We start from the raw sequence: 18,040 nt of genomic DNA on the forward strand, positions 1-18,040 counted from the left end.
AGCCTGACCGTCTCCCGCGCGGGTCGGGTCAGTCGACGGTCGCCGCGTCGAGCACGGGGAGGCGGGCGGCGCGGATCGCGGGCCACACGCTCGCGACGAGGCCGATGACCACGGCGACGCCGAGGATCGCGAGCACCTGGCCCCAGGGGACCGCGAGCGTGCTCAGGCCCTCGTCGGCGAGCACGCCGGGCAGCGCGGCCCCGATCCCGATGCCCGTCGCGACGCCCAGCACGGTCCCGTAGACCGCCGTGAGCACCGACTCGATCGCGATGACGCCCGCGAGCTGGAGCCGCCCCAGGCCCACGGCGCGCAGCAGCCCGATCTCGCGCGTGCGCTCGATGATCGACAGGGCGAGCGTGTTGACGATGCCGAGCAGCGCGATGACGATCGACAGCGCGAGCAGCGCGTAGAGGATGACGAGCACCTGGTTCACCTGGTCGGCGAACGCGGACGCCGTGTCCTCGCGGTCGAGCACGGTGACGACGAGGAACGGCTCGACGGCGGTCGTCAGCGCAGCGCGCAGCTCCTCGACCTCCGCCGGCGTCGCACCCTCCGCCGCCGACACGTAGACGATCCGGACGCTCGCCTGCGCGGCGGGTACGACGGCGTCGAACACGTCGTCGCGCACCAGAACGCCCGTCCCGACGAGCTGGCTGTCGATCACCGCGCCCACGCGCGCCTCGACCGCGGCGGCGCCCTCACCGAGGCGCAGGGTGTCGCCCACCTCCCAGCCTCGCTCGCGCGCGGTGCGCCGGTGCACGACGACGTCCCCGTCCTCGAGGGTCCCCGTCGGGTCTCCGGCGAGCGCCACGGGGTCGAGGGCGGTGTCGAAGAACCCGGCCGGCACGCCGGCGACGTCGGTGCCGCGCGCCGCGCCGTCGTCGGCCGCGTCGGCGCCCGACCCCTCGGCTCCGGCGCCCTCGACCGTCGCGACCGGCGCGAGGCCCAGCCGCACGGTGTCCACCACCGCGGCGCCCGGGGTCGCGGTCACCGCCTCGACGGCGCCCTCGGGGACGACGAGCGTCGCGGAGTCGACCACGAGGTCGGCGCGCACCTCGTTCTCGACGATGCTGCGCACGGACGCCTGGGTCGAGGCGGCGATGACGCCCGTGACGGACACGAGCGCCATGCCGATGAGCAGGGCACCGGCGGTGCTCGCCGTGCGGCGCGGGTTGCGCGTGACGTTGCCGCGCGCGAGGCGCCCGAGCGGTCGCAGCGCCACGACGAGCGGCCACGCGAGCACGGTGAGCACGCCGCGCGCGACCGCCGGGGAGCCGACGAGCACCCCCACGAGCACGAGGCCCGCACCCACGCCGAGCAGCAGGCGCGGGCTCAGGTCGTCGACCCACGCCCAGCCGGTCGGCGCCTCCGCGACCGACGACCCGAGGTACGCCGCGAGCCACAGCACCCCGGCGCCCGCCGCGACCAGCACGATCCCGCCCGCCGCCCGGATCCCGGTCCCGCGGTCCGGGGCGACGTCGTCACGCATCGCCTGGACCGGCGGGATCGCGGCGGCGCGCCGCGCGGGCAGGACCGCCGCGAGCACGCTGACGACCGCCCCGAGCGCGACCGCCGCGACGACCTGCGTCGTGCCGAGCGGCACGCGGCCGGAGAACTCCATGCCGGCGAGCGCGAGCCCCCACCGGATGACGCGCACGAGCCCCGCGCCGGCCAGGACGCCGAGGCCGCCGCCCACGAGCCCGACGACGAGCGCCTGCACCAGGACCGAGGCGAAGACCTGGCCCGGCGACGCGCCGAGCGCGCGCAGCAGCGCGAGCTCGCGCAACCGCTCCCGCACCGACATGGCGAACGTGTTCGCGATGATGAACGCGCCGACGAACAGCGCGATCGCGGCGAACACGAGCAGGAACGTCTCGACGAACCCGAGCACCTCCTCGACGGCCTCGCTCGCCTCGGCGCGCGCCTGCTCGCCCGTCACGGCCTCGGCACCCTCGGGCAGCACGTCCCCGACGCGCTCCGCGAGCGCGTCCTCGTCGACCTCCCCCGACGTCTGCGACGACCAGACCGAGAGCTGCGGCACCATGCCGTCCGGTGCGTACACCTCGCGCGCGGTCTCGCCGTCGATCCCGACGAGCACGGCCCCCGCCGCGGCGGCCTCGATCCCGAAGACCCCGGAGACGGTCACCGGCGTCGGCTCGCCCCCCAGCACGACCGTCGTCTCGTCGCCCGTCGACAGCCCGGCCGTCTCCGCCGCGCTCTGCTCGAGGACGATCTCGCCGCGCTGCGGCCACGCCCCGTCGAGCAGCGTGAGGCTCGGGTCCTCGGGGTCGACCGAGAACGCGGTGCTGGGCGGGCCGGTCGTCACGACGGCGGTCCCGTCGGCCGCGACGAGCACGACCGGCCCGGACACATCCGGGACTGCCCGCGCGACCCCGTCGACCGCCTCGACGTCCGCCGCGAGGTCGGCCGGGACGAGCGTGCGGTCGCCCGCGAACCCGTTGCCGCCCCCGCCGCCTCCGCCCCCTGGCGCGGCCGCGTCCCCGGTGACCTCCTGCGACCCGCGCACGTAGACGTCGGCGGTCAGCGTCGTCGCGATGATGTCGTCGAACGTGGAGGAGAGCATGCCGCGGAACGCGAACGTGCCGACGACGAACGCGACGCCGAGCGTCACGGCGAGCACGGAGAGCGCGAACCGCACGACGTGCGCGCGCACGCCCCGCAGCGCGACGCGGATCATGCGGGGTCGACCGGGGCGGCGTGCCGACCGACGGGCGCCGCGGGCACGTCGGGAGCCGCGGGCCCGGGAGCGGCGGACCCGGCCGGTTGGCCGTCGTCGTCCGCCGCGAGCGCGAGCGCGTCGAGGATGTCCTGCTGCGTCGGGTCGTGCAGCTCGCCCGCGAGGCGGCCGTCGGCGAGGAACACGACGCGGTGCGCGTACGACGCCGCGCGCGGGTCGTGCGTGACCATGACGACGGTCTGCCCGAGCTCGTCGACGGACCGGCGCAGGAACGCGAGCACCTCGCCCGCGGAGCGGGAGTCGAGGTTGCCGGTCGGCTCGTCGGCGAACACGATCGACGGCCGTGAGACGAGAGCCCGCGCGCACGCGACACGCTGCTGCTGGCCGCCGGAGAGCTCGGACGGGCGGTGGTGCAGGCGGTCGCGCAGCCCGACGGAGTCGACGACCTCGTCGAACCACCCGCGGTCCACGGGTGCGCGCGCGATGTCGAGGGGGAGCGTGATGTTCTCCGCCGCGGTGAGCGTCGGCACGAGGTTGTACGCCTGGAAGACGAACCCGACGCGCGTGCGGCGCAGGGCCGTGAGGCGGCGCTGCGAGAGGCGGCTGATCTCCTGCCCGTCGATCACGACGCTCCCGGACGTGGGCGAGTCGAGCCCGGCGAGGCAGTGCATGAGCGTCGACTTCCCGGAGCCCGACGGTCCCATGATCGCGGTGAGGCGCCCGCGCGCGAAGTCGACGTCGACGCCGTCGAGCGCGCGCACCGCGGTCGTGCCCGACCCGTAGACCTTGACGAGATCCCGCGCGCTCGCACGCGCCTCGGGCGCGTCCGGGGTGCCGGTCGGCGCGTCGGTCCGGGGGGCGGGGGGCGTCATGCTCCCCATCGTGGCGCGCCGCGCCCCACGCCGCACCACCCGCGTGGGGGAGATGCCGTGCCGCGCAGGCCGACGATCCGTGGACACCGCGGCGTGGGAGCGATCCCACCGGGATAGCGTGGGGTCATGAGCACCGTCGCCCCCACGCCCGCCGGGCAGTCCGCCCGGTCCGCCGTCCACCCCGTCCCCGACCTGTCCGCCGACGTCACGGGCACGGTCCCCGACCCGCGCAGCGCACCCCCGGTCCGCTGGGGCATCCTCGGCGCGGGCGGCATCGCGTCGTCGTTCGCCGAGGCCGTGCGCGTGCACACGCAGGGCCGTGTCGCGTCCGTCGGGTCGCGCGACCGCGTGCGCGCCGAGCGCTTCGCGACCGCGCACGGCGTGCCGACGACGCACCACGGCTACGAGGAGCTCGTCGAGGACCCGCAGGTGGACGTCGTCTACGTCGCGACGCCGCACTCGCACCACCACGAGCACGCGCTGCTCGCGATCCGCGCGGGCAAGCACGTGCTCGTCGAGAAGGCGTTCACGCGCAACGAGGCGGAGGCGGTCGAGGTGCTCGACGCCGCGCGCGAGGCCGGCGTGTTCGTCATGGAGGCCATGTGGACGCGGTTCCTGCCGCACGTCGCCGCGCTGCGCGGGGTGATCGCGCGCGGCGAGATCGGCGACGTCGTCAACCTCAGCGCCGACCACGGGCAGTGGTTCGCGTTCGACCCGGCGCACCGCCTCTACGCGCCGGAGCTTGCCGGCGGCGCGCTGCTCGACCTGGGCGTGTACCCGGTCTCGTTCGCGCACGACCTGCTGGGCGTGCCGTCGTCGGTCACCGCGGTGGGCTCGCTCACCGAGACGGGCGTGGACGGGCAGGTGAGCGTCGTGCTCGGCTACGGCGACACGCAGGCGACGCTCTCGACGACGCTGTGGTCGCGCACCGCGACGACCGCGGTGATCTCGGGCACGGCGGGGCGCATCGAGGTCGAGGGCAACTTCTACGCGCCGACGTCGTTCCGCGTGGTCCGCCACGACGGCGCGTCCTGGTACTACGACGGCTTCACGGGCGAGGGCAAGCAGTACCAGGCGGCCGAGGTCGCGCGCCGCGTCGCCGCGGGCGAGACGCAGAGCCCGCGCATGTCGTGGGACTCGACGCTCGAGGTCATGCGGACGCTCGACGAGGTCCGTCGTCAGATCGGGGTCGTGTACCCGGGGGAGTGAGTCTCGCGGGCGGTCAGTCGGTGTGCTCGACGACGTAGCTGCGGCCGTCCGGGCCCGTCACGCGCTCGAAGCGGGTCTTGAGCTCCTGGTCGCGCTCGCGTTCCGCGTCGGAGACGCCGCGCCCGTCCGCGTCCTGCCGGCCCACCTGGGCGGGGCCGAAGATCGGGAGGAAGCCCTCGGTGATGCGCATGCCGAGCGTGCGCCTGTCGTTCTTCCGCGCCACGGTGTCCTCCGCTGCAGGTCTCGTCAGATGGTTGGCACACCAATCATTGGTGTGCCAAGAATAGCGCGATCCTCGGTACCATGGCGCCATGGCGGGTGACGAGGTCGACGGGACGGGCGCGCGGGGTGCGGGCACGCTGTTCGCCGACCCCCTCGCGCTCGAGGCGCAGGTGTGCTTCGCGCTCTCGGCGGGCGCTCGGGGCATGGTCGCGCTGTACCGCCCGCTGCTCGAGCCGCTCGGCATCACGCACCCGCAGTACCTCGTGCTCCTCGCGCTCTGGCAGGACGACGCCGCGGGCACGACGTCGACCGTGGGCGACCTCGCGAGCCGCCTCCATCTCGACGCCGGGACGCTCTCGCCCCTGCTCAAGCGGCTCGAGGCGCTCGGCTTCGTGCGCCGGTCGCGCTCGCCCGACGACGGCCGGCAGGTCCGCGTGACCCTCACGGCCGAGGGGCGCGCCCGCCGCCGGGACGCCGAGAGCATCCCCCCGTCGATCGTCGCGGCCACGGGACTCAGCCTCGACGAGCTCGCCGAGGTGCACGCCGCGGCCTCGAAGGTCGTCGCCGCCGCGCTGCGCGCGGGCGTCTACTGACGAAAATGCGCCTGCTGCCCGCCGACCATGCGGTTCTGGCCCGTCAGGGGACGAGGGCGGGAGCCAATCCCATGCTCGGCGGGGTGGTCAGGCGTCGGTGACGCGGACGCCGTCGGGACCGACGACGAAGCGGACCGCCGCGAGGCCCGCCGCGAGCGCGTCGGGGGCGGGGGACGCAGTCGCGAGCTCGTCCGCCGCGTGGGTGCCCGTCACGGCGAGCGTCGCGCAGCCCGCCGCGCGCGCCGCGGCGATCCCCGCCGGGGCGTCCTCGACGACGAGGCAGCGAGCGGGGTCCACGCCGAGGCGCTCCGCGCCGAGCAGGAACGGGTCCGGGTCGGGCTTGCCGCGCGCGACGTCGTCGGCCGTCACGACGACGGACGGGGCGTCGAGCCCCGACGCCGCCATGCGCGCCGACGCGAGCGGGCGCGTGCACGAGGTGACGATCGCCTGCCGTTCGGCAGGGAGCGCGCCGAGCGCGTCCCGCGTCCCGGGCAGGATCGTCACGCCCTCGTTGTCCTCCAGCTCGAGCTCGTGGATGCGCTCGTAGGCCGACTCGACCCGGTCCTCCGGCAGGAGCTCGGCAATGAGCGTGCGCGCCGGCGTGCCGTGCTGGATCTGGAACTCCTCGGGGTCGGGCAGGCCGTGCTCCGCGGCCCAGCGCCGCCAGTTCCGGTCGACCGCCGGGACGGAGTCGATGAGCGTGCCGTCCATGTCGAACAGCACGGCGTCGAACGTGCGTCCGGCGAACGCGACGCCGGGGGTGGGCAGAGGGCGGGGCGCGGCAGCAGGGTCGGGCATGCCCCGAGGCTAGCCCGCGGCCGCACCGGTGTCCGACGGCGCGGCTAGGGTGGACGCCGTGAGCGCACCCGGGTACTTCATCTCGTTCGAGGGCGGCGACGGCGTCGGCAAGTCGACGCAGGCGCGCCTGCTCGGGCAGTGGCTCGGCGAGCTCACGGGTCGCGAGGTCGTGCTCACGCGCGAGCCCGGCGGCACCGAGCTCGGCAAGGAGCTGCGCGCCGCGGTGCTCCACGGGCAGGACATGGACCCCCGCACCGAGGCGCTGATCTACGCCGCGGACCGCGCGCACCACGTCGCGAGCCTGGTGCGACCGGCGCTCGAGCGCGGCGCGATCGTCGTCACGGACCGCTACCTCGACTCGTCGGTCGCGTACCAGGCGGGCGGGCGCGAGCTCGGCGCGGACGAGATCGAGCTCATCTCGCGCTGGGCCGTGCAGGACCTCATGCCGGACGTCACGATCCTGCTCGACCTCGACCCCGCCGCGGCCTCCGCGCGGATCCGACGGCAGCACGACCGCCTGGAGCGCGCGGGGGCAGAGTTCCACCGTCGCACGCGGGAGGCGTTCCTCGCGCGCGCGGCGGCGGACCCGGAGCGCTGGGTCGTGCTCGACGCCACGACCTCCATCGACGACCTCCAGGCGCAGATCCGCGTCGACGTCGCGGCCCGGCTCGAGCTGACGCCGGTCGTGGAGGAGGCGGAGGACACGGTCGCTGCCGAGCCCGACGACGGCTTCGACGACACCGACAGCGCGATCGGGTACACGCCGGGCCTCGGCCTCGGCCTCGGTCCGGGCGCCGCCGGGCCGGCGACGGGGAGCGGGGCCGCGTGACCGTCTGGGACGACGTCGTCGGCCAGGAGCAGGCCGTCGAGGTGCTCCGCACCGCCGCGACCGACCCCGCCGCGATGACGCACGCGTGGCTGCTCACCGGACCGCCCGGCTCCGGTCGCTCGAACGCCGCGCGCGCGTTCGCCGCCGCGCTCCAGTGCGAGCAGGGCGGGTGCGGGCACTGCCAGGCGTGCCGCACGACGCTGGCCGGGACCCACCCCGACGTGACCCTCGTCGCGACCGAGCTCGTGACGATCAAGATCGACGAGGTGCGCGACCTCGTGACGGTCGCGAGCCGCAGCCCGTCGCAGGGCCGGCGTCGCGTGATCGTCGTCGAGGACGCCGACCGCATGGCGGAGCGCACCACCAACGTGCTGCTCAAGGCGATCGAGGAGCCCGCACCCCACACGGTGTGGATCCTCTGCGCGCCGAGCCCGCAGGACGTGCTCGTCACGATCCGCTCCCGGTGCCGTGGCGTCGTGCTCCGCGTGCCTCCGGTCGAGGCCGTGGCCGGGCTGCTCGTCCAGCGCGACGGCGTCGACGAGCACGTCGCGCTCGTCGCCGCCCGCGCGGCGCAGAGCCACATCGGGCTCGCGCGGCGGCTCGCCCGGGACGCGGGGGCGCGCGAGCGCCGGACGTCGGTGCTGTCGCTCGCGCGCCGGGTCCGGGGGGTGGGCGACGCCGTGCTCGCGGCGGGCGAGCTCGTGGACCTGGCCCAGGCCGAGGCGAAGGCGGCGACCGAGGAGCGCGACGCGGCCGAGAAGGCCGAGCTGCTGCGCGCGCTCGGCGTCGCCGACGGCGAGACCCTGCCGCCCCGCCTGCGCTCCCAGCTCCGCGACCTCGAGGCCGACCAGAAGCGGCGCGCGACCCGGCACCAGCGCGACGTGCTCGACCGCGCGATGGTCGACCTGCTGTCCCTCTACAGGGACGTGCTCGTCGTGCAGCTCGGGGCGGAGGTCGAGCTCGTCAACGTCGAGCTCGCGGACGCGGTCCGCCTGCTCGCCGAGGACTCCACGCCGGAGCAGACCGTCCGCCGCATGGACGCGATCGGCGTCGCGCGCGAGCGGCTCGAGGGCAACGTCGCACCGCTCCTCGCCGTCGAGGCGATGGTCATCGCGTTGCGGCCGCAGGGCTGACGGCCACTAGCTCGACGGCGCCGCCGCGCGCAGCTTCTCCAGGAGCGGGCCCGCGGCGTCCGCGAGGAACTCGCGCTGCCCGACCTCGCCCACCTGGACCAGCGCGAGGTCCGTGAACCCCGCCTCCCACCAGGCGGACGCCGCCTCGACGATCGCGTCGAGGTCCGGGCCGCACGGGATCGACTGCGCGACGTCCTCGGGCCGCACGAAAGCGGTCGCCGCCTCGAACGCCTCGGTCGTGGGCAGGTCGGCGTTGACGCGCCAGCCGCCCCCGAACCAGCGGAACTGCTCGTGCGCACGGGCCACCGCGGCGTCCTCGTCGGGGTCCCAGCAGATCGGCATCTGCCCGACGACGCGCGACGGAGCGAGGTCCGCGCGGTCCCGGACCTCGGACCACCGCTCGACGACGTCGGCGTCGGGCTCGGTGGTCACGAGGTGGTCCGCCAGCGGGGCGAACCGCTCGATCGACTGCGGGCCGGAGACGGCGACGCCGATCTCCACCGTCTCGTCGGGGAGGTCCCACAGCCGGGCCGAGTCGACCCGGTAGTGCACGCCCTCGAACGTGAGGCGCTCGCCGTCGAGCAGCGACCGGATGATCTCCACGGCCTCCTCGAGCATGTCGTGCCGCTCGCCGACCGCGGGCCAGCGCTCGCCCGCGACGTGCTCGTTGAGGTTCTCCCCGGCTCCGAGGCCGAGGGTGAAGCGGTCGTCGGAGAGGAGGGCGACCGTCGCGGCCTTCTGCGCGACCACCGCCGGGTGGTAGCGCATGAGGGGGCAGGTCACGTAGGTCATGAGCCCGACGCGCTCGGTCGCCTGGGCGACCGCGCCGAGCACGGACCAGGCGTAGGGGGAGTGGCCCTGGGCGTCGAGCCACGGAAAGTAGTGGTCGCTCATCACCTCGAACTCGAAGCCGACGCGCTCCGCGTCGACCGCGTGCTCGACGAGCGCGCGAGGGCCGGACTGCTCGGTCATGAGGGTGTAGCCGAAGCGGGTCATACCTCGATCGTGGGACGGGCCGGCCGCACCCGCACGCGGGTGCGGCCGGTCCGTCCGGTCACGCGAAGGTCAGGCGAGCGCCTTCGCCTTGAGCTGCGCGAACTCCTCGGGCGTGATCGCCCCGGAGTCGAGGAGCGCCTTCGCGTGCGTGATCTGCTCGGCCGGCGACGTGCTCGCGACCTGGCGGATGTAGGCATCGGTGTCGTTCTTCGCCTGCGCGACGGCGGCCGCCTGCCGCTCCGCCATCCCGCGCCCGCGCGCGACGAGGTAGACGAGCGACGTCAGGATCGGCAGGAAGATGAGGAAGATGATCCACACGGCCTTCCACCAGCCCGAGAGCTCGCGGTCACGGAACAGGTCCGCGACGATCTGGAAGAGCACGATGAGGTAGGCGATGAACAGGAAGCTCCAGACGAGGAGCCAGAAGAAGTCCCAGAAGTCCACGGTCGCGCCCTTTCTCGACGATCCCGGTTCCCGGTGCGCGGCGGGCTGCCGCATACCGACAGGGCGAACCTAGCGACGACGGGGGGTTCGTGCCCGGCGAGAGCCGGGTGGAGCGCGCGAAGAGGCCGTACCTCGCCTCTCGACGCGGATCACCCCGGGTCGGCGGCCGCTCGTCGACGCCGCGCACGGGCGACGTCACCGACGATGACGGCGAGCAGGATGCCGTCGGTGACCCAGTTGAGCGTGAGGGGCGTGAGCCACGCGTGCGTCGCGTAGAGCGCGCCGACGGCGACGGCGCCGAGGAGGTGCGGCAGCGACCACGGGCCACCCGTCGCGCGGCGGAACAGCGCGTTCCCGACGAGGTACGTCGTCGCGGCCCCGCACACGAGCGCGGCCGTCCACGGGTCGGCGTGGCCCGCGCCGTCGTGCCCCGTCGGGTGGAGCAGGACCAGCTCGTCCGCCACCGCCGTGAGCACGATCCCGGCGACGATGACGAACGGTACGTACGTGTAGGCCGTCTGGGCCACCATGCCGCGCTCGTCGCGCGAGGTGAAGTACTCGGTGGCGCGCCGCTCCGAGCGGTCGAAGAACAGCAGCCACATGAGCACGGTGCTCGCGAACGCGGAGCAGAACGCGGAGACGGTCGTCGCGTCGAGCGGCAGCTCCGCGAACGCGGCGCCCGTGACGATGATCGACTCGCCCAGGCAGATGATGACGAACAGGCTGACGCGCTCGGCCATGTGCTCGCCCCGCACGACCCACGTGCTCGCGCGTGACGCGCCGATGCCGGGCAGCCAGAACATGGCGCGCGGACCGGCGACGTCGATCGCGGCCGCGACGGCCCACAGGAGCAGCCGGTGCTCCTCGACGAGGCCGCCTGCCACCCACACCGCACCCGAGAACGCGAGCCATGTGGTGACGCGGACGAAGTTCACCGCGTTCTCCGGCCACACGCGGCCCATCGCGACCATCGTGAAGACGCTGCGCCCGACCTGCATCGACACGAGCATCACGGCGAACAGCAGGCCCTTGTCGCCGAACGCCTCCGGGATCGCGCTCGCGAGGACGAGCCCGAGCAGCATGAGCACCACGAGCATCGCGCGCACCGGGGCGCGCTCGGGGTCGAGCCAGTTCGTGACCCACATCGTGTCGACCCACACCCACCACACGGCGACACCCAGGACGAGCGTGTGGGCGAGCGCCTCACCGCCCGGGTGGGCGATGAGGCCGTGCGAGAGCTGGGTGACCGCGAAGACGAAGACGAGGTCGAAGAAGAGCTCGACGTAGCCGACGCGGCTCGAGTCGCCGCCGTCGCCGTGCCGCAGGAGGTCGGTGCGCAGTCCCCAGCGCAGCGGGGACCGCCCGGTGCCGGGCGTCGTGAACGGTGCGTCCATGCTGGGATGCTCCCACCGGCGTCGGGTCACCGTCCGGTCACGATCGCCCGGCGCGTCGCGGTTCGCCGCGCACGACCGCCCCGCAGGGACCACGATGGTCGCGCCACCCGTCGTCGACCGAGGAGTCCCCATGGTTCCCGTCCGCCGCCCCGTCTCCCGGTCGGCACGTGCCGCGTCTGCGCTCTCGCTCGTCCTCGCGGTCGGCCTCCTGGGGGCGTGCGCCTCCGAGACCGACGGCGGCGGGGACGACCCGTCCGCGTCCGAGGAGTCCACCGAGCCCGGCGAGGACGCGTCCGAGGAGCCGTCGGACGACGCCACCGAGGAGGAGGGCCTGCCCGACGCCGGGACGATGGACGTCGTTGCGGGCGCGCACGGCACGGGCCTGCCGCCCGGCGTGGACGCGCCGACCGAGGGCGGGACGGGCGCCGCGTGGAGCGCGGAGCCGGGCCTGCTGTTCGTCGTGACGTACGGATCGAGCACGTGCCCCGTGCTCGCGGAGGACGAGGCCGCGGTCGAGGGGGACGACGTCGTCGTGACGTTCGTCGAGATCGCCCCGGACACGCCGTGCACCATGGACTACGTGCCCGCGACCTCGGTGGTCGGGGTGCCCGACGACGTCGACCCGAGCGGCGAGGTGAGCGTCGTCCTGGGCGACCGCGGGACCGTCGTCGTGCCGCCCGCGGCGGACGGCACGACCGGCGAGTCGGTCTGGGTCGAGGAGTAGCCGCTCCCTGCGGTGAAGAGCGCGTGAAAGGACGGTCCCGCCCGGGCGGGACCGTCCTGCGGCGACCGGGGGAGCGGCTACCGTGTGCGGGTGACGACGCCCCTCTTCCGCTCCGCCCGCCGCAGCCTGGCCGCCGCCGCGACCCTCGTGCTGGCCCTCGTCCTGGGCGCGTGCTCGGTGCCTCCGAAGCAGCAGACCGCCGTGGACGACGTCGCGACCTCCGCGTCCGGCACGGGTGAGACCGGGCCGGAGGGCTTCGAGGAGTTCTACGGGCAGAGCCTCGCGTGGGAGGACTGCGGCGCGGGCTGGGAGTGCGCGACGGCGCGCGCGCCGCTCTCGTGGCAGGACCCGGCGGCGGGCGAGATCGAGCTGGCGGTGAAGCGGCAGCCCGCGACGGGGGAGCGCATCGGCTCGCTCCTGACCAACCCGGGCGGACCCGGGGCCTCGGGGATCGACTTCGTCTCGTCCCTCGCCCCGACGGTCGGTGAGCGCGTCACCGCGGCGTACGACCTCGTCGGGTTCGACCCGCGCGGCGTCGGCCAGTCCTCGCCCGTCGAGTGCCTCGACGACGCGGCGAAGGACGAGTCCCTGTCCCGCGACTTCGACACCGACGACGCGGGGCTCGAGGCGCTCGCGGAGGATCGCCGCGCCTGGGCCGAGGCGTGCGCGGAGAACACGGGCGACCTGCTCGGCCAGGTCGACACGCAGAGCGCCGCGCGGGACATGGACATGCTGCGCGCCGTCCTCGGTGACGAGAAGCTCGCCTACCTCGGCTACTCCTACGGCACGCAGCTCGGCGCCACCTACGCGGGGCTGTTCCCGGACAAGGTCGGGCGTCTCGTGCTCGACGGTGCGATCGACACGTCGCTCGACCCCGACACGATCTCCGAGCAGCAGGCGGTCGGCTTCGAGAACGCCCTGCGCGCGTACGTCGAGGACTGCCAGGCCGGTGGCGGCTGCCCGCTGCGCGGGGACGCCGACGCGGGGATGCGGCAGATCCGCTCGCTCCTCGACGCGGCGAAGGCGAACCCGCTGCCGACGGACAGCGAGCGCAGGGTGACGCAGACGCTCGGCTTCTACGGCGTCGCGGTCACCCTCTACAACGACCAGAGCTGGCCCGTGCTCACCCAGGCCCTCACGGAGGCGTTCGAGGAGGGCACGGGCAACCTGCTGCTCTACCTGGCCGACTTCTACAACGACCGCAACCCCGACGGGACGTACTCGACCAACTCGTCGGAGGCGTTCCGCGCGGTGAACTGCCTCGACGGTCGCCAGGACGACGACCCCGACGCGATGCGGGCCCAGCTCGAGCGCCTCGAGGAGGCCGCGCCGACGATGGGCTTCTTCTTCGCGTTCGGCGGCCTCACGTGCGACGGCTGGGCGTACCCGGTGGTGGAGCAGGAGTTCGACCTGCACGCCGAGGGCGCTGCGCCCATCGTCGTCATCGGGACGACCAACGACCCCGCGACCCCGTACGTGTGGGCCGAGGGCCTCGCGGACACGCTCGACTCGGCCGTCCTCGTCACCTGGGAGGGGGAGGGGCACACCGCGTACGGACGCGCGAACGCCTGCCTGAGCGACGCCGTCGACGCCTACCTCGTGGACGGGACCGTGCCCGAGGACGGGCTCCGCTGCTGACGCCGAGCGCGCCCGACGGCGGTCCGTCCGGCCGCTTTGGAATCTGGCCCGGTCGTTGGGTACAGTAGGCGCTCGTTGCCAGCGGTTCGCGGAGCGGACCGGGACGTAGCACGCCGCCTTAGCTCAGTCGGCAGAGCGATTCACTCGTAATGAATAGGTCAAGGGTTCGATTCCCTTAGGCGGCTCCATCACGGCAGGTCAGGCCGGGTCTTCGGACCCGGCCTTCTGCGTTACCAGGCACCCACCCACCGGAAACCCACCGCTTTCACTCCGAGAAGCGCTGCAACACGTCGCTGACATCGGGCGCCAGATCCGCCGTCTCGACGTAGTGACGAGTCGTGATCCGCTGTGAGCTGTGTCCCAACTGCGCCGCCGCGTCCCCAGTCCCACGCTCCCGGTCAACCAAGGTTCCGACCGTCTTGCGGAACGTGTGGGGCGTGACCCACTTCCACGCCACGTTCCGCTCCCGGAAAAGGCGCCACTGCCGCTCGACCGTCGCGACCTCACGCAGCCCCGCCTTCGCGGTCGGGAAGACGACGTCCCACGGTCCGGCGGGCAGGCCGTTCACCGACCTGTCGAGCAGCAGCGACACGGCGAACTGGGGGAGCACCAGGCGGCGGACCTTACGGCCCTTCGTCGTGTCCTGCCGGGTCAGCCCCTGGCCCTTCACGCGGATAACCGTGCCCGTAATCGCCACCGTGCCGGCGTCGAGGTCGATGTCGGACCAGCGCAGCGCGAGCGCCTCACCGATCCGGCACCCGGTCGCGAGCATGACGTCAACGAGCGTCGGCAGATCGGCGCGCGCCGCCCGGACATCAGCCCGGAGTGCTTCGCGTAGCGCGCGCACTTCGTCGACCGAGAGGGCGCGGACCTCACGATGCTCGGACTCGATGGGCGAGACGTCGCGCAGCGGGTTCGACGGCGCCGCGTTGTGCCGCACCGCGAGCGTCAGCATGCCGGACAGCACCGACTTGCAGAGCTTCGCCGTCGCCGCGCCCTTCTCCTCGGTGACGCGGCGCAGGTAGCGATCCATCGCCGCGACCGTGCACTCGCGCACGAGCAGCCCGCCGATGCCCGGCGTGACCTGCTTCTCGACGATGTCCCGGTAGCGCTGTCGGGTGTTCGTCGAGCGCGACGAACCGTCGATCTCGGTCCGCAGCCAGTAGTCGCCCAGCGCGGAGAGTCGTGTCATCGGGGTGATGTCCGCCCCGGTCTGCGCCGCCCGGTCCGTCATCGCCACGACGAGCGCCCGTTCCGCGGCGGCACCGGACTTCCCCCACGCCTCGACCTTCCGCGTGACACCGTCGTCGTCACGGAACCGAGCGCGGGCGACCCATCGGCCGGCGTCCACCTTCGTCCTCGAGATCCGGCCCCACGTCCCGACCGGCAGCGGCCTACGAGGCATCGCTCTTCCCGTCCATCTCCGGCTCGGACCACTGGTCGGGGTACTCGCGCCCCATCCGTTCCAGCCTGCTTTTGGCGCTCTTGAAGGCGACAGCGAAGCTCTCGGCTTCTTCGCGGAGGACATCGAGAACACGGATCGTCTCCTTGGCGGCGCTCACGAGCTCAGGGTTCGGTTCAATCCCGAAGCTCTTGCAGGCGGCCAGGTAGGAGTTCAAGTAGTCGGTCGGCTCCTCGAGCGCGAACCGTGCTCGGCGAACGAACGACTCCACATCCTTCTCGTACGAGCGGAAGAGGGTCTTTGGGTCGATCTCTCGAACAAGGCCGTCGTACGCGAACGGCAAGGACAAGTCTTGAGACATCGACTGCAAGTCGGTCCCGAGGATCGCAGCGATGTGGATCGCCTCGGTGAGGCGAAGGGGACGTTGCCCCGACTCGATGCGTTGGACCGTGGGCTGGTGAAAGCTCAGGCCGCGGGCGCTCGCTCGCCGTGCGAACTCGCTTTGGGACATCCCTCGCTGCTGGCGCAGCGTCTTCATGTTCTCGACGAACGTCGTCTCGTAGCCGTAGTCGTCCCACTCGAACGGCTCCGGCCCGCTCTCGTCAGTTCCCATCATGGTGTTGAGGCTACTGCATGGGGTTGCACTTGTGCTCGTTCTCCGCCATCCTCTTACGTAGCCCCCACATCATGGCGTTGGGGAGAGGAGAGGAGTCACCGTGGCCACGGAACTGATGCCGCGACTGATGACACCAGCGGAGGTCGCTGGGCAACTTGGGGTCCCGGTCAAGACCATCTACGTCTGGCGAACCCGGGGCAAAGGCCCTCGTGGCATCCGCGTCGGGAAGCACCTGCGTTACCGGCAGTCCGACATCGATGCCTGGCTCGACAGCCAGGCCGACGATCTTCCGGCGGCGTGATGACCATGTCGACCCTGTACACGAAGAAGGCCCCCGGCACCGCGCCAACGGTGATCGAGGGCCAGTCCGAGAGCCGCGCCAACGGCTCACCGAACCACGTTCCAGTCCCCAGCAAGGAGAAGAACATGACCATCATCGCGCAGTTCGACGCGACCGCCAAGTACTCCGACGACGACGTGAAGCACCCCATGGTGCTCGACCGGCCGAAGGCACCTGACGCCGACAACGTCAACGTCGACGCGACTGACGAGGGGCAGGCCGAGCATGTCAACGTCCCCGATGTCGTCGCCCCGCACATCGCGGCGTGGAATCGGCTCAGCGAAGCCGCTGAGCCGTGGGTCTCGAACCGCGACCCGCACCCTCGGAGCGCAGGACAGTTCGTCCCCTGGTGCGCCGAGTGCGTCAGCGCGAAGGAGGAAGGCGAGGTCGCGCACCCGTTGAGCGACCGCAAGCAGGTCCACGAGTCGCACCCCGTGTACGTCTACACGGGCCACAGCGGGACTATCAAGCACCAGGGCGGAGTCTCCGGACTGCCCTCGCTCGCGATCACCGCGACCCGCACTACCAAGAGAACTCTCAACCCCGAGAGTCGGGCTCAGTTCATCGCCATCCGCCGATTCACGGACGGTGAGCACTACCGCGTCGCGGAGCTTTCGATCTCCGAGGCACAGGAACTCGTGGATGCCCTCCAGGCCGCGATCGACCTCGCTACCGGCCGCGACGACTTCGACGAGGCGGGTGCCTGACCTGAACCGGCGAAGGAAGGGAGGTGCGGAGTGGGTACCGACAACGTGCGACTGACGTTCGCGGTGTGGGGAGACCTTCCGCACCTCCCGTTCCGCGTGCTGACGTTTATGGCGCTGTGCAGCCTCGACCAGCCGACCGGTGGGAAGCCTGCCCGCGTCTACTACGGCGGGCGCGAGCATCTCTCCGCAGCTGTCCGGCACGAGCCTCTGCCGGCCGAGCCCGAGGACCCAACGAGCCCGGAGGGTGCTGCCGCCGAGAAGGAGCGGCGCGCGACGTTCCAGACCCTCAAGCGAGCCCTGGCCGAGCTCAAGCGGGCCGGCGCCATCGATGAGTCGAAGAGCCGGCGCGGCACGTACCGATCGACGGCCGAGTACGTCTTGTCATTCGACCGAACGCAGGGGGTCACTGAACGTACCCCTACGGCGCAGTCAGCGACGAGTGTCGACGCGACCAGGGGTACGGAGGCCGTACCCCTACAGGGGGTCGCTGAGCGTACCCCACAGGGGTACGGAGAACGTACCCGTAGGGGTACGCCTGGCGTACCCCCTACTACAAGCACTTCAACCCACTTCGAGGAACCACTTCAACATCCCCTTCCCGAAGCACCTCACCAGCGCGCGGCGAACGGCGGCGTCGACAAGGAGTACGAGGCCGCATCTCAAGTGCTCGTGGCCTACGGCCCGAGGTCCCATGCACTGATCGAGCAGATCCGGGACGCCAGCCCAGCGACAAGCGTCCGGGACGCCGCGGTTGAAGCGGCCCGAATCATCCGGGCCGTCGAGACCGTTGAGGCCACCAAAAAAGCGAAGGCCAGGCCGCGACCTAGCTCAGACAAGCGGCGGCTACCCAGCGGCGGAGCACTCGGCCAGCCCGGCGTGCCGACCAGCGGCGGCTACTGCGGAACCTGCCAGAAGTTCGGCCACACCCCCGACACGTGCACCGCAGAACGGAGGACGGCATGACGACGCTCCGTGTCCGCGACAAGAACCGCCTCTGCTCCTGCGGCCACGTATGGCGCATCCACGGCCGTGCGTGGATCCCTGACGATCACTGCCGCGCATGGAACACCACCGACGGCGCATGCACCTGCACAGACTTCAACGAGGAGACCACGCCATGACGACCTGGACCGACCACGAGGTTCGCGCCTACAGCCTCCTTCGCTCCGCAACGACACTCATGAAGGCGCTCGACCGGATCCCACCGGACGACCGCATCCACCAGTACGAGATCGCCGCCGGCGCCATGGACGAGCTTCAAGGGGCCATGGCGTACGCCCAGGCCGTCCAGGCACACGACGAGGGTGCGCTCGATCTGGTCGGCATCGTCTGGCCCGACGTCGTCGGAAGCGACCGATGAGCGCGATGACGAGCCGCCCCGAGACCATCGACCAGCACGGCACCCGACACCGCTACGGCTGCCGC

At 72.8% G+C, this 18,040-nt stretch carries 19 protein-coding genes and 1 tRNA gene; 11 read left to right on the forward strand and 9 right to left on the reverse strand.

Going from position 1 to position 18,040, the window contains the following annotated elements:
• Positions 1–28: 28 nt before the first annotated feature.
• Complete coding sequence (locus JN535_RS04630) at positions 29–2,698, reverse strand: ABC transporter permease (protein ID WP_205202658.1); 2,670 nt, start codon at positions 2,696–2,698, stop codon at positions 29–31.
• Positions 2,695–3,570: an ABC transporter ATP-binding protein gene (locus JN535_RS04635; RefSeq protein ID WP_205202660.1), complete on the reverse strand. Its 876-nt coding sequence runs from the start codon at positions 3,568–3,570 to the stop codon at positions 2,695–2,697. The genes JN535_RS04630 and JN535_RS04635 overlap by 4 nt, the downstream gene beginning before the upstream one ends.
• Positions 3,571–3,696: 126 nt before the next feature.
• Between JN535_RS04635 and JN535_RS04640 the strand changes: the two genes are divergently transcribed.
• Complete coding sequence (locus tag JN535_RS04640) at positions 3,697–4,779, forward strand: Gfo/Idh/MocA family protein (protein ID WP_205202662.1); 1,083 nt, start codon at positions 3,697–3,699, stop codon at positions 4,777–4,779.
• A 13-nt stretch (positions 4,780–4,792) separates the two neighbouring features.
• Here JN535_RS04640 and JN535_RS04645 read toward each other — a convergent pair whose 3' ends face one another.
• Positions 4,793–5,002, reverse strand: coding sequence for a hypothetical protein (locus JN535_RS04645; protein ID WP_047231422.1), 210 nt, complete (start codon positions 5,000–5,002; stop codon positions 4,793–4,795).
• Positions 5,003–5,090: 88 nt separating this feature from the next.
• On the opposite strand from JN535_RS04645, the gene JN535_RS04650 reads away from it, so the two are divergent.
• Positions 5,091–5,594: a MarR family winged helix-turn-helix transcriptional regulator gene (locus JN535_RS04650; protein WP_205202664.1), complete on the forward strand. Its 504-nt coding sequence runs from the start codon at positions 5,091–5,093 to the stop codon at positions 5,592–5,594.
• 87 nt (positions 5,595–5,681) lie between these two features.
• On the opposite strand, the gene JN535_RS04655 is transcribed toward JN535_RS04650, so the two are convergent.
• A complete protein-coding gene (locus JN535_RS04655) occupies positions 5,682–6,392 on the reverse strand; it encodes an HAD-IA family hydrolase (RefSeq protein WP_240200439.1) in 711 nt (236 codons plus the stop codon).
• Positions 6,393–6,450: 58 nt separating this feature from the next.
• Between JN535_RS04655 and tmk the strand changes: the two genes are divergently transcribed.
• Together tmk and JN535_RS04665 are read left to right on the forward strand one after the other, a co-directional pair.
• Positions 6,451–7,221, forward strand: coding sequence for a dTMP kinase (gene tmk / locus JN535_RS04660; protein ID WP_205202666.1), 771 nt, complete (start codon positions 6,451–6,453; stop codon positions 7,219–7,221).
• The gene (locus tag JN535_RS04665; protein ID WP_205202668.1) at positions 7,218–8,354 is read left to right on the forward strand and encodes a DNA polymerase III subunit delta'; all 1,137 of its coding nucleotides are present in this window, start codon (positions 7,218–7,220) and stop codon (positions 8,352–8,354) included. Before tmk ends, JN535_RS04665 begins: the two co-directional genes overlap by 4 nt.
• Before the next feature lie 6 nt (positions 8,355–8,360).
• Here the strand turns inward: JN535_RS04665 and JN535_RS04670 are convergent, their stop codons facing one another.
• From JN535_RS04670 to JN535_RS04680, 3 genes are all read right to left on the reverse strand, one after another.
• Positions 8,361–9,350 carry a TIGR03557 family F420-dependent LLM class oxidoreductase gene (locus tag JN535_RS04670; protein ID WP_205202678.1) on the reverse strand — a complete coding sequence of 330 codons (990 nt, stop codon included), beginning with the start codon at positions 9,348–9,350 and terminating at the stop codon, positions 8,361–8,363.
• Between the two features lie 69 nt (positions 9,351–9,419).
• Entirely contained in the window at positions 9,420–9,794 is a 375-nt protein-coding gene (locus JN535_RS04675; protein WP_307868208.1) for an SHOCT domain-containing protein, read from the reverse strand.
• A gap of 149 nt (positions 9,795–9,943) precedes the next feature.
• The gene (locus tag JN535_RS04680; protein WP_205202682.1) at positions 9,944–11,188 is read right to left on the reverse strand and encodes a low temperature requirement protein A; all 1,245 of its coding nucleotides are present in this window, start codon (positions 11,186–11,188) and stop codon (positions 9,944–9,946) included.
• Positions 11,189–11,318: 130 nt separating this feature from the next.
• Between JN535_RS04680 and JN535_RS04685 the strand changes: the two genes are divergently transcribed.
• The 3 genes from JN535_RS04685 (at position 11,319) to JN535_RS04695 (ending at position 13,738) form a co-directional block, all read left to right on the forward strand.
• Positions 11,319–11,912, forward strand: a complete 594-nt coding sequence (locus tag JN535_RS04685; protein ID WP_205202684.1) for a hypothetical protein — start codon at positions 11,319–11,321, stop codon at positions 11,910–11,912.
• Between the two features lie 90 nt (positions 11,913–12,002).
• A complete protein-coding gene (locus JN535_RS04690) occupies positions 12,003–13,550 on the forward strand; it encodes an alpha/beta hydrolase (RefSeq protein ID WP_205202693.1) in 1,548 nt (515 codons plus the stop codon).
• A gap of 112 nt (positions 13,551–13,662) precedes the next feature.
• Positions 13,663–13,738 (forward strand) — tRNA-Thr (locus JN535_RS04695).
• A 77-nt stretch (positions 13,739–13,815) separates the two neighbouring features.
• Here the strand turns inward: JN535_RS04695 and JN535_RS21470 are convergent.
• Together JN535_RS21470 and JN535_RS04705 are read right to left on the reverse strand one after the other, a co-directional pair.
• Positions 13,816–14,901 (reverse strand): tyrosine-type recombinase/integrase, encoded by a 1,086-nt coding sequence (locus JN535_RS21470; RefSeq protein ID WP_205202696.1) that lies wholly within the window; start codon positions 14,899–14,901, stop codon positions 13,816–13,818.
• Positions 14,902–14,944: 43 nt separating this feature from the next.
• Positions 14,945–15,568 (reverse strand): helix-turn-helix domain-containing protein, encoded by a 624-nt coding sequence (locus JN535_RS04705; protein WP_205202698.1) that lies wholly within the window; start codon positions 15,566–15,568, stop codon positions 14,945–14,947.
• 100 nt (positions 15,569–15,668) lie between these two features.
• On the opposite strand from JN535_RS04705, the gene JN535_RS04710 reads away from it, so the two are divergent.
• From JN535_RS04710 to JN535_RS04725, 4 genes are all read left to right on the forward strand, one after another.
• A complete protein-coding gene (locus JN535_RS04710) occupies positions 15,669–15,869 on the forward strand; it encodes a helix-turn-helix transcriptional regulator (protein WP_307868210.1) in 201 nt (66 codons plus the stop codon).
• Positions 15,866–16,615 (forward strand): hypothetical protein, encoded by a 750-nt coding sequence (locus JN535_RS04715; RefSeq protein ID WP_205202700.1) that lies wholly within the window; start codon positions 15,866–15,868, stop codon positions 16,613–16,615. Before JN535_RS04710 ends, JN535_RS04715 begins: the two co-directional genes overlap by 4 nt.
• Before the next feature lie 30 nt (positions 16,616–16,645).
• Entirely contained in the window at positions 16,646–17,578 is a 933-nt protein-coding gene (locus JN535_RS04720; RefSeq protein WP_205202702.1) for a hypothetical protein, read from the forward strand.
• 154 nt (positions 17,579–17,732) lie between these two features.
• Positions 17,733–17,975 carry a hypothetical protein gene (locus tag JN535_RS04725; protein ID WP_205202704.1) on the forward strand — a complete coding sequence of 81 codons (243 nt, stop codon included), beginning with the start codon at positions 17,733–17,735 and terminating at the stop codon, positions 17,973–17,975.
• The last annotated feature ends 65 nt before the right edge of the window (positions 17,976–18,040 follow it).

The sequence above is a fragment of the Cellulosimicrobium cellulans genome (assembly GCF_016921195.1).
Lineage (GTDB): Bacteria > Actinomycetota > Actinomycetes > Actinomycetales > Cellulomonadaceae > Cellulosimicrobium > Cellulosimicrobium cellulans_F.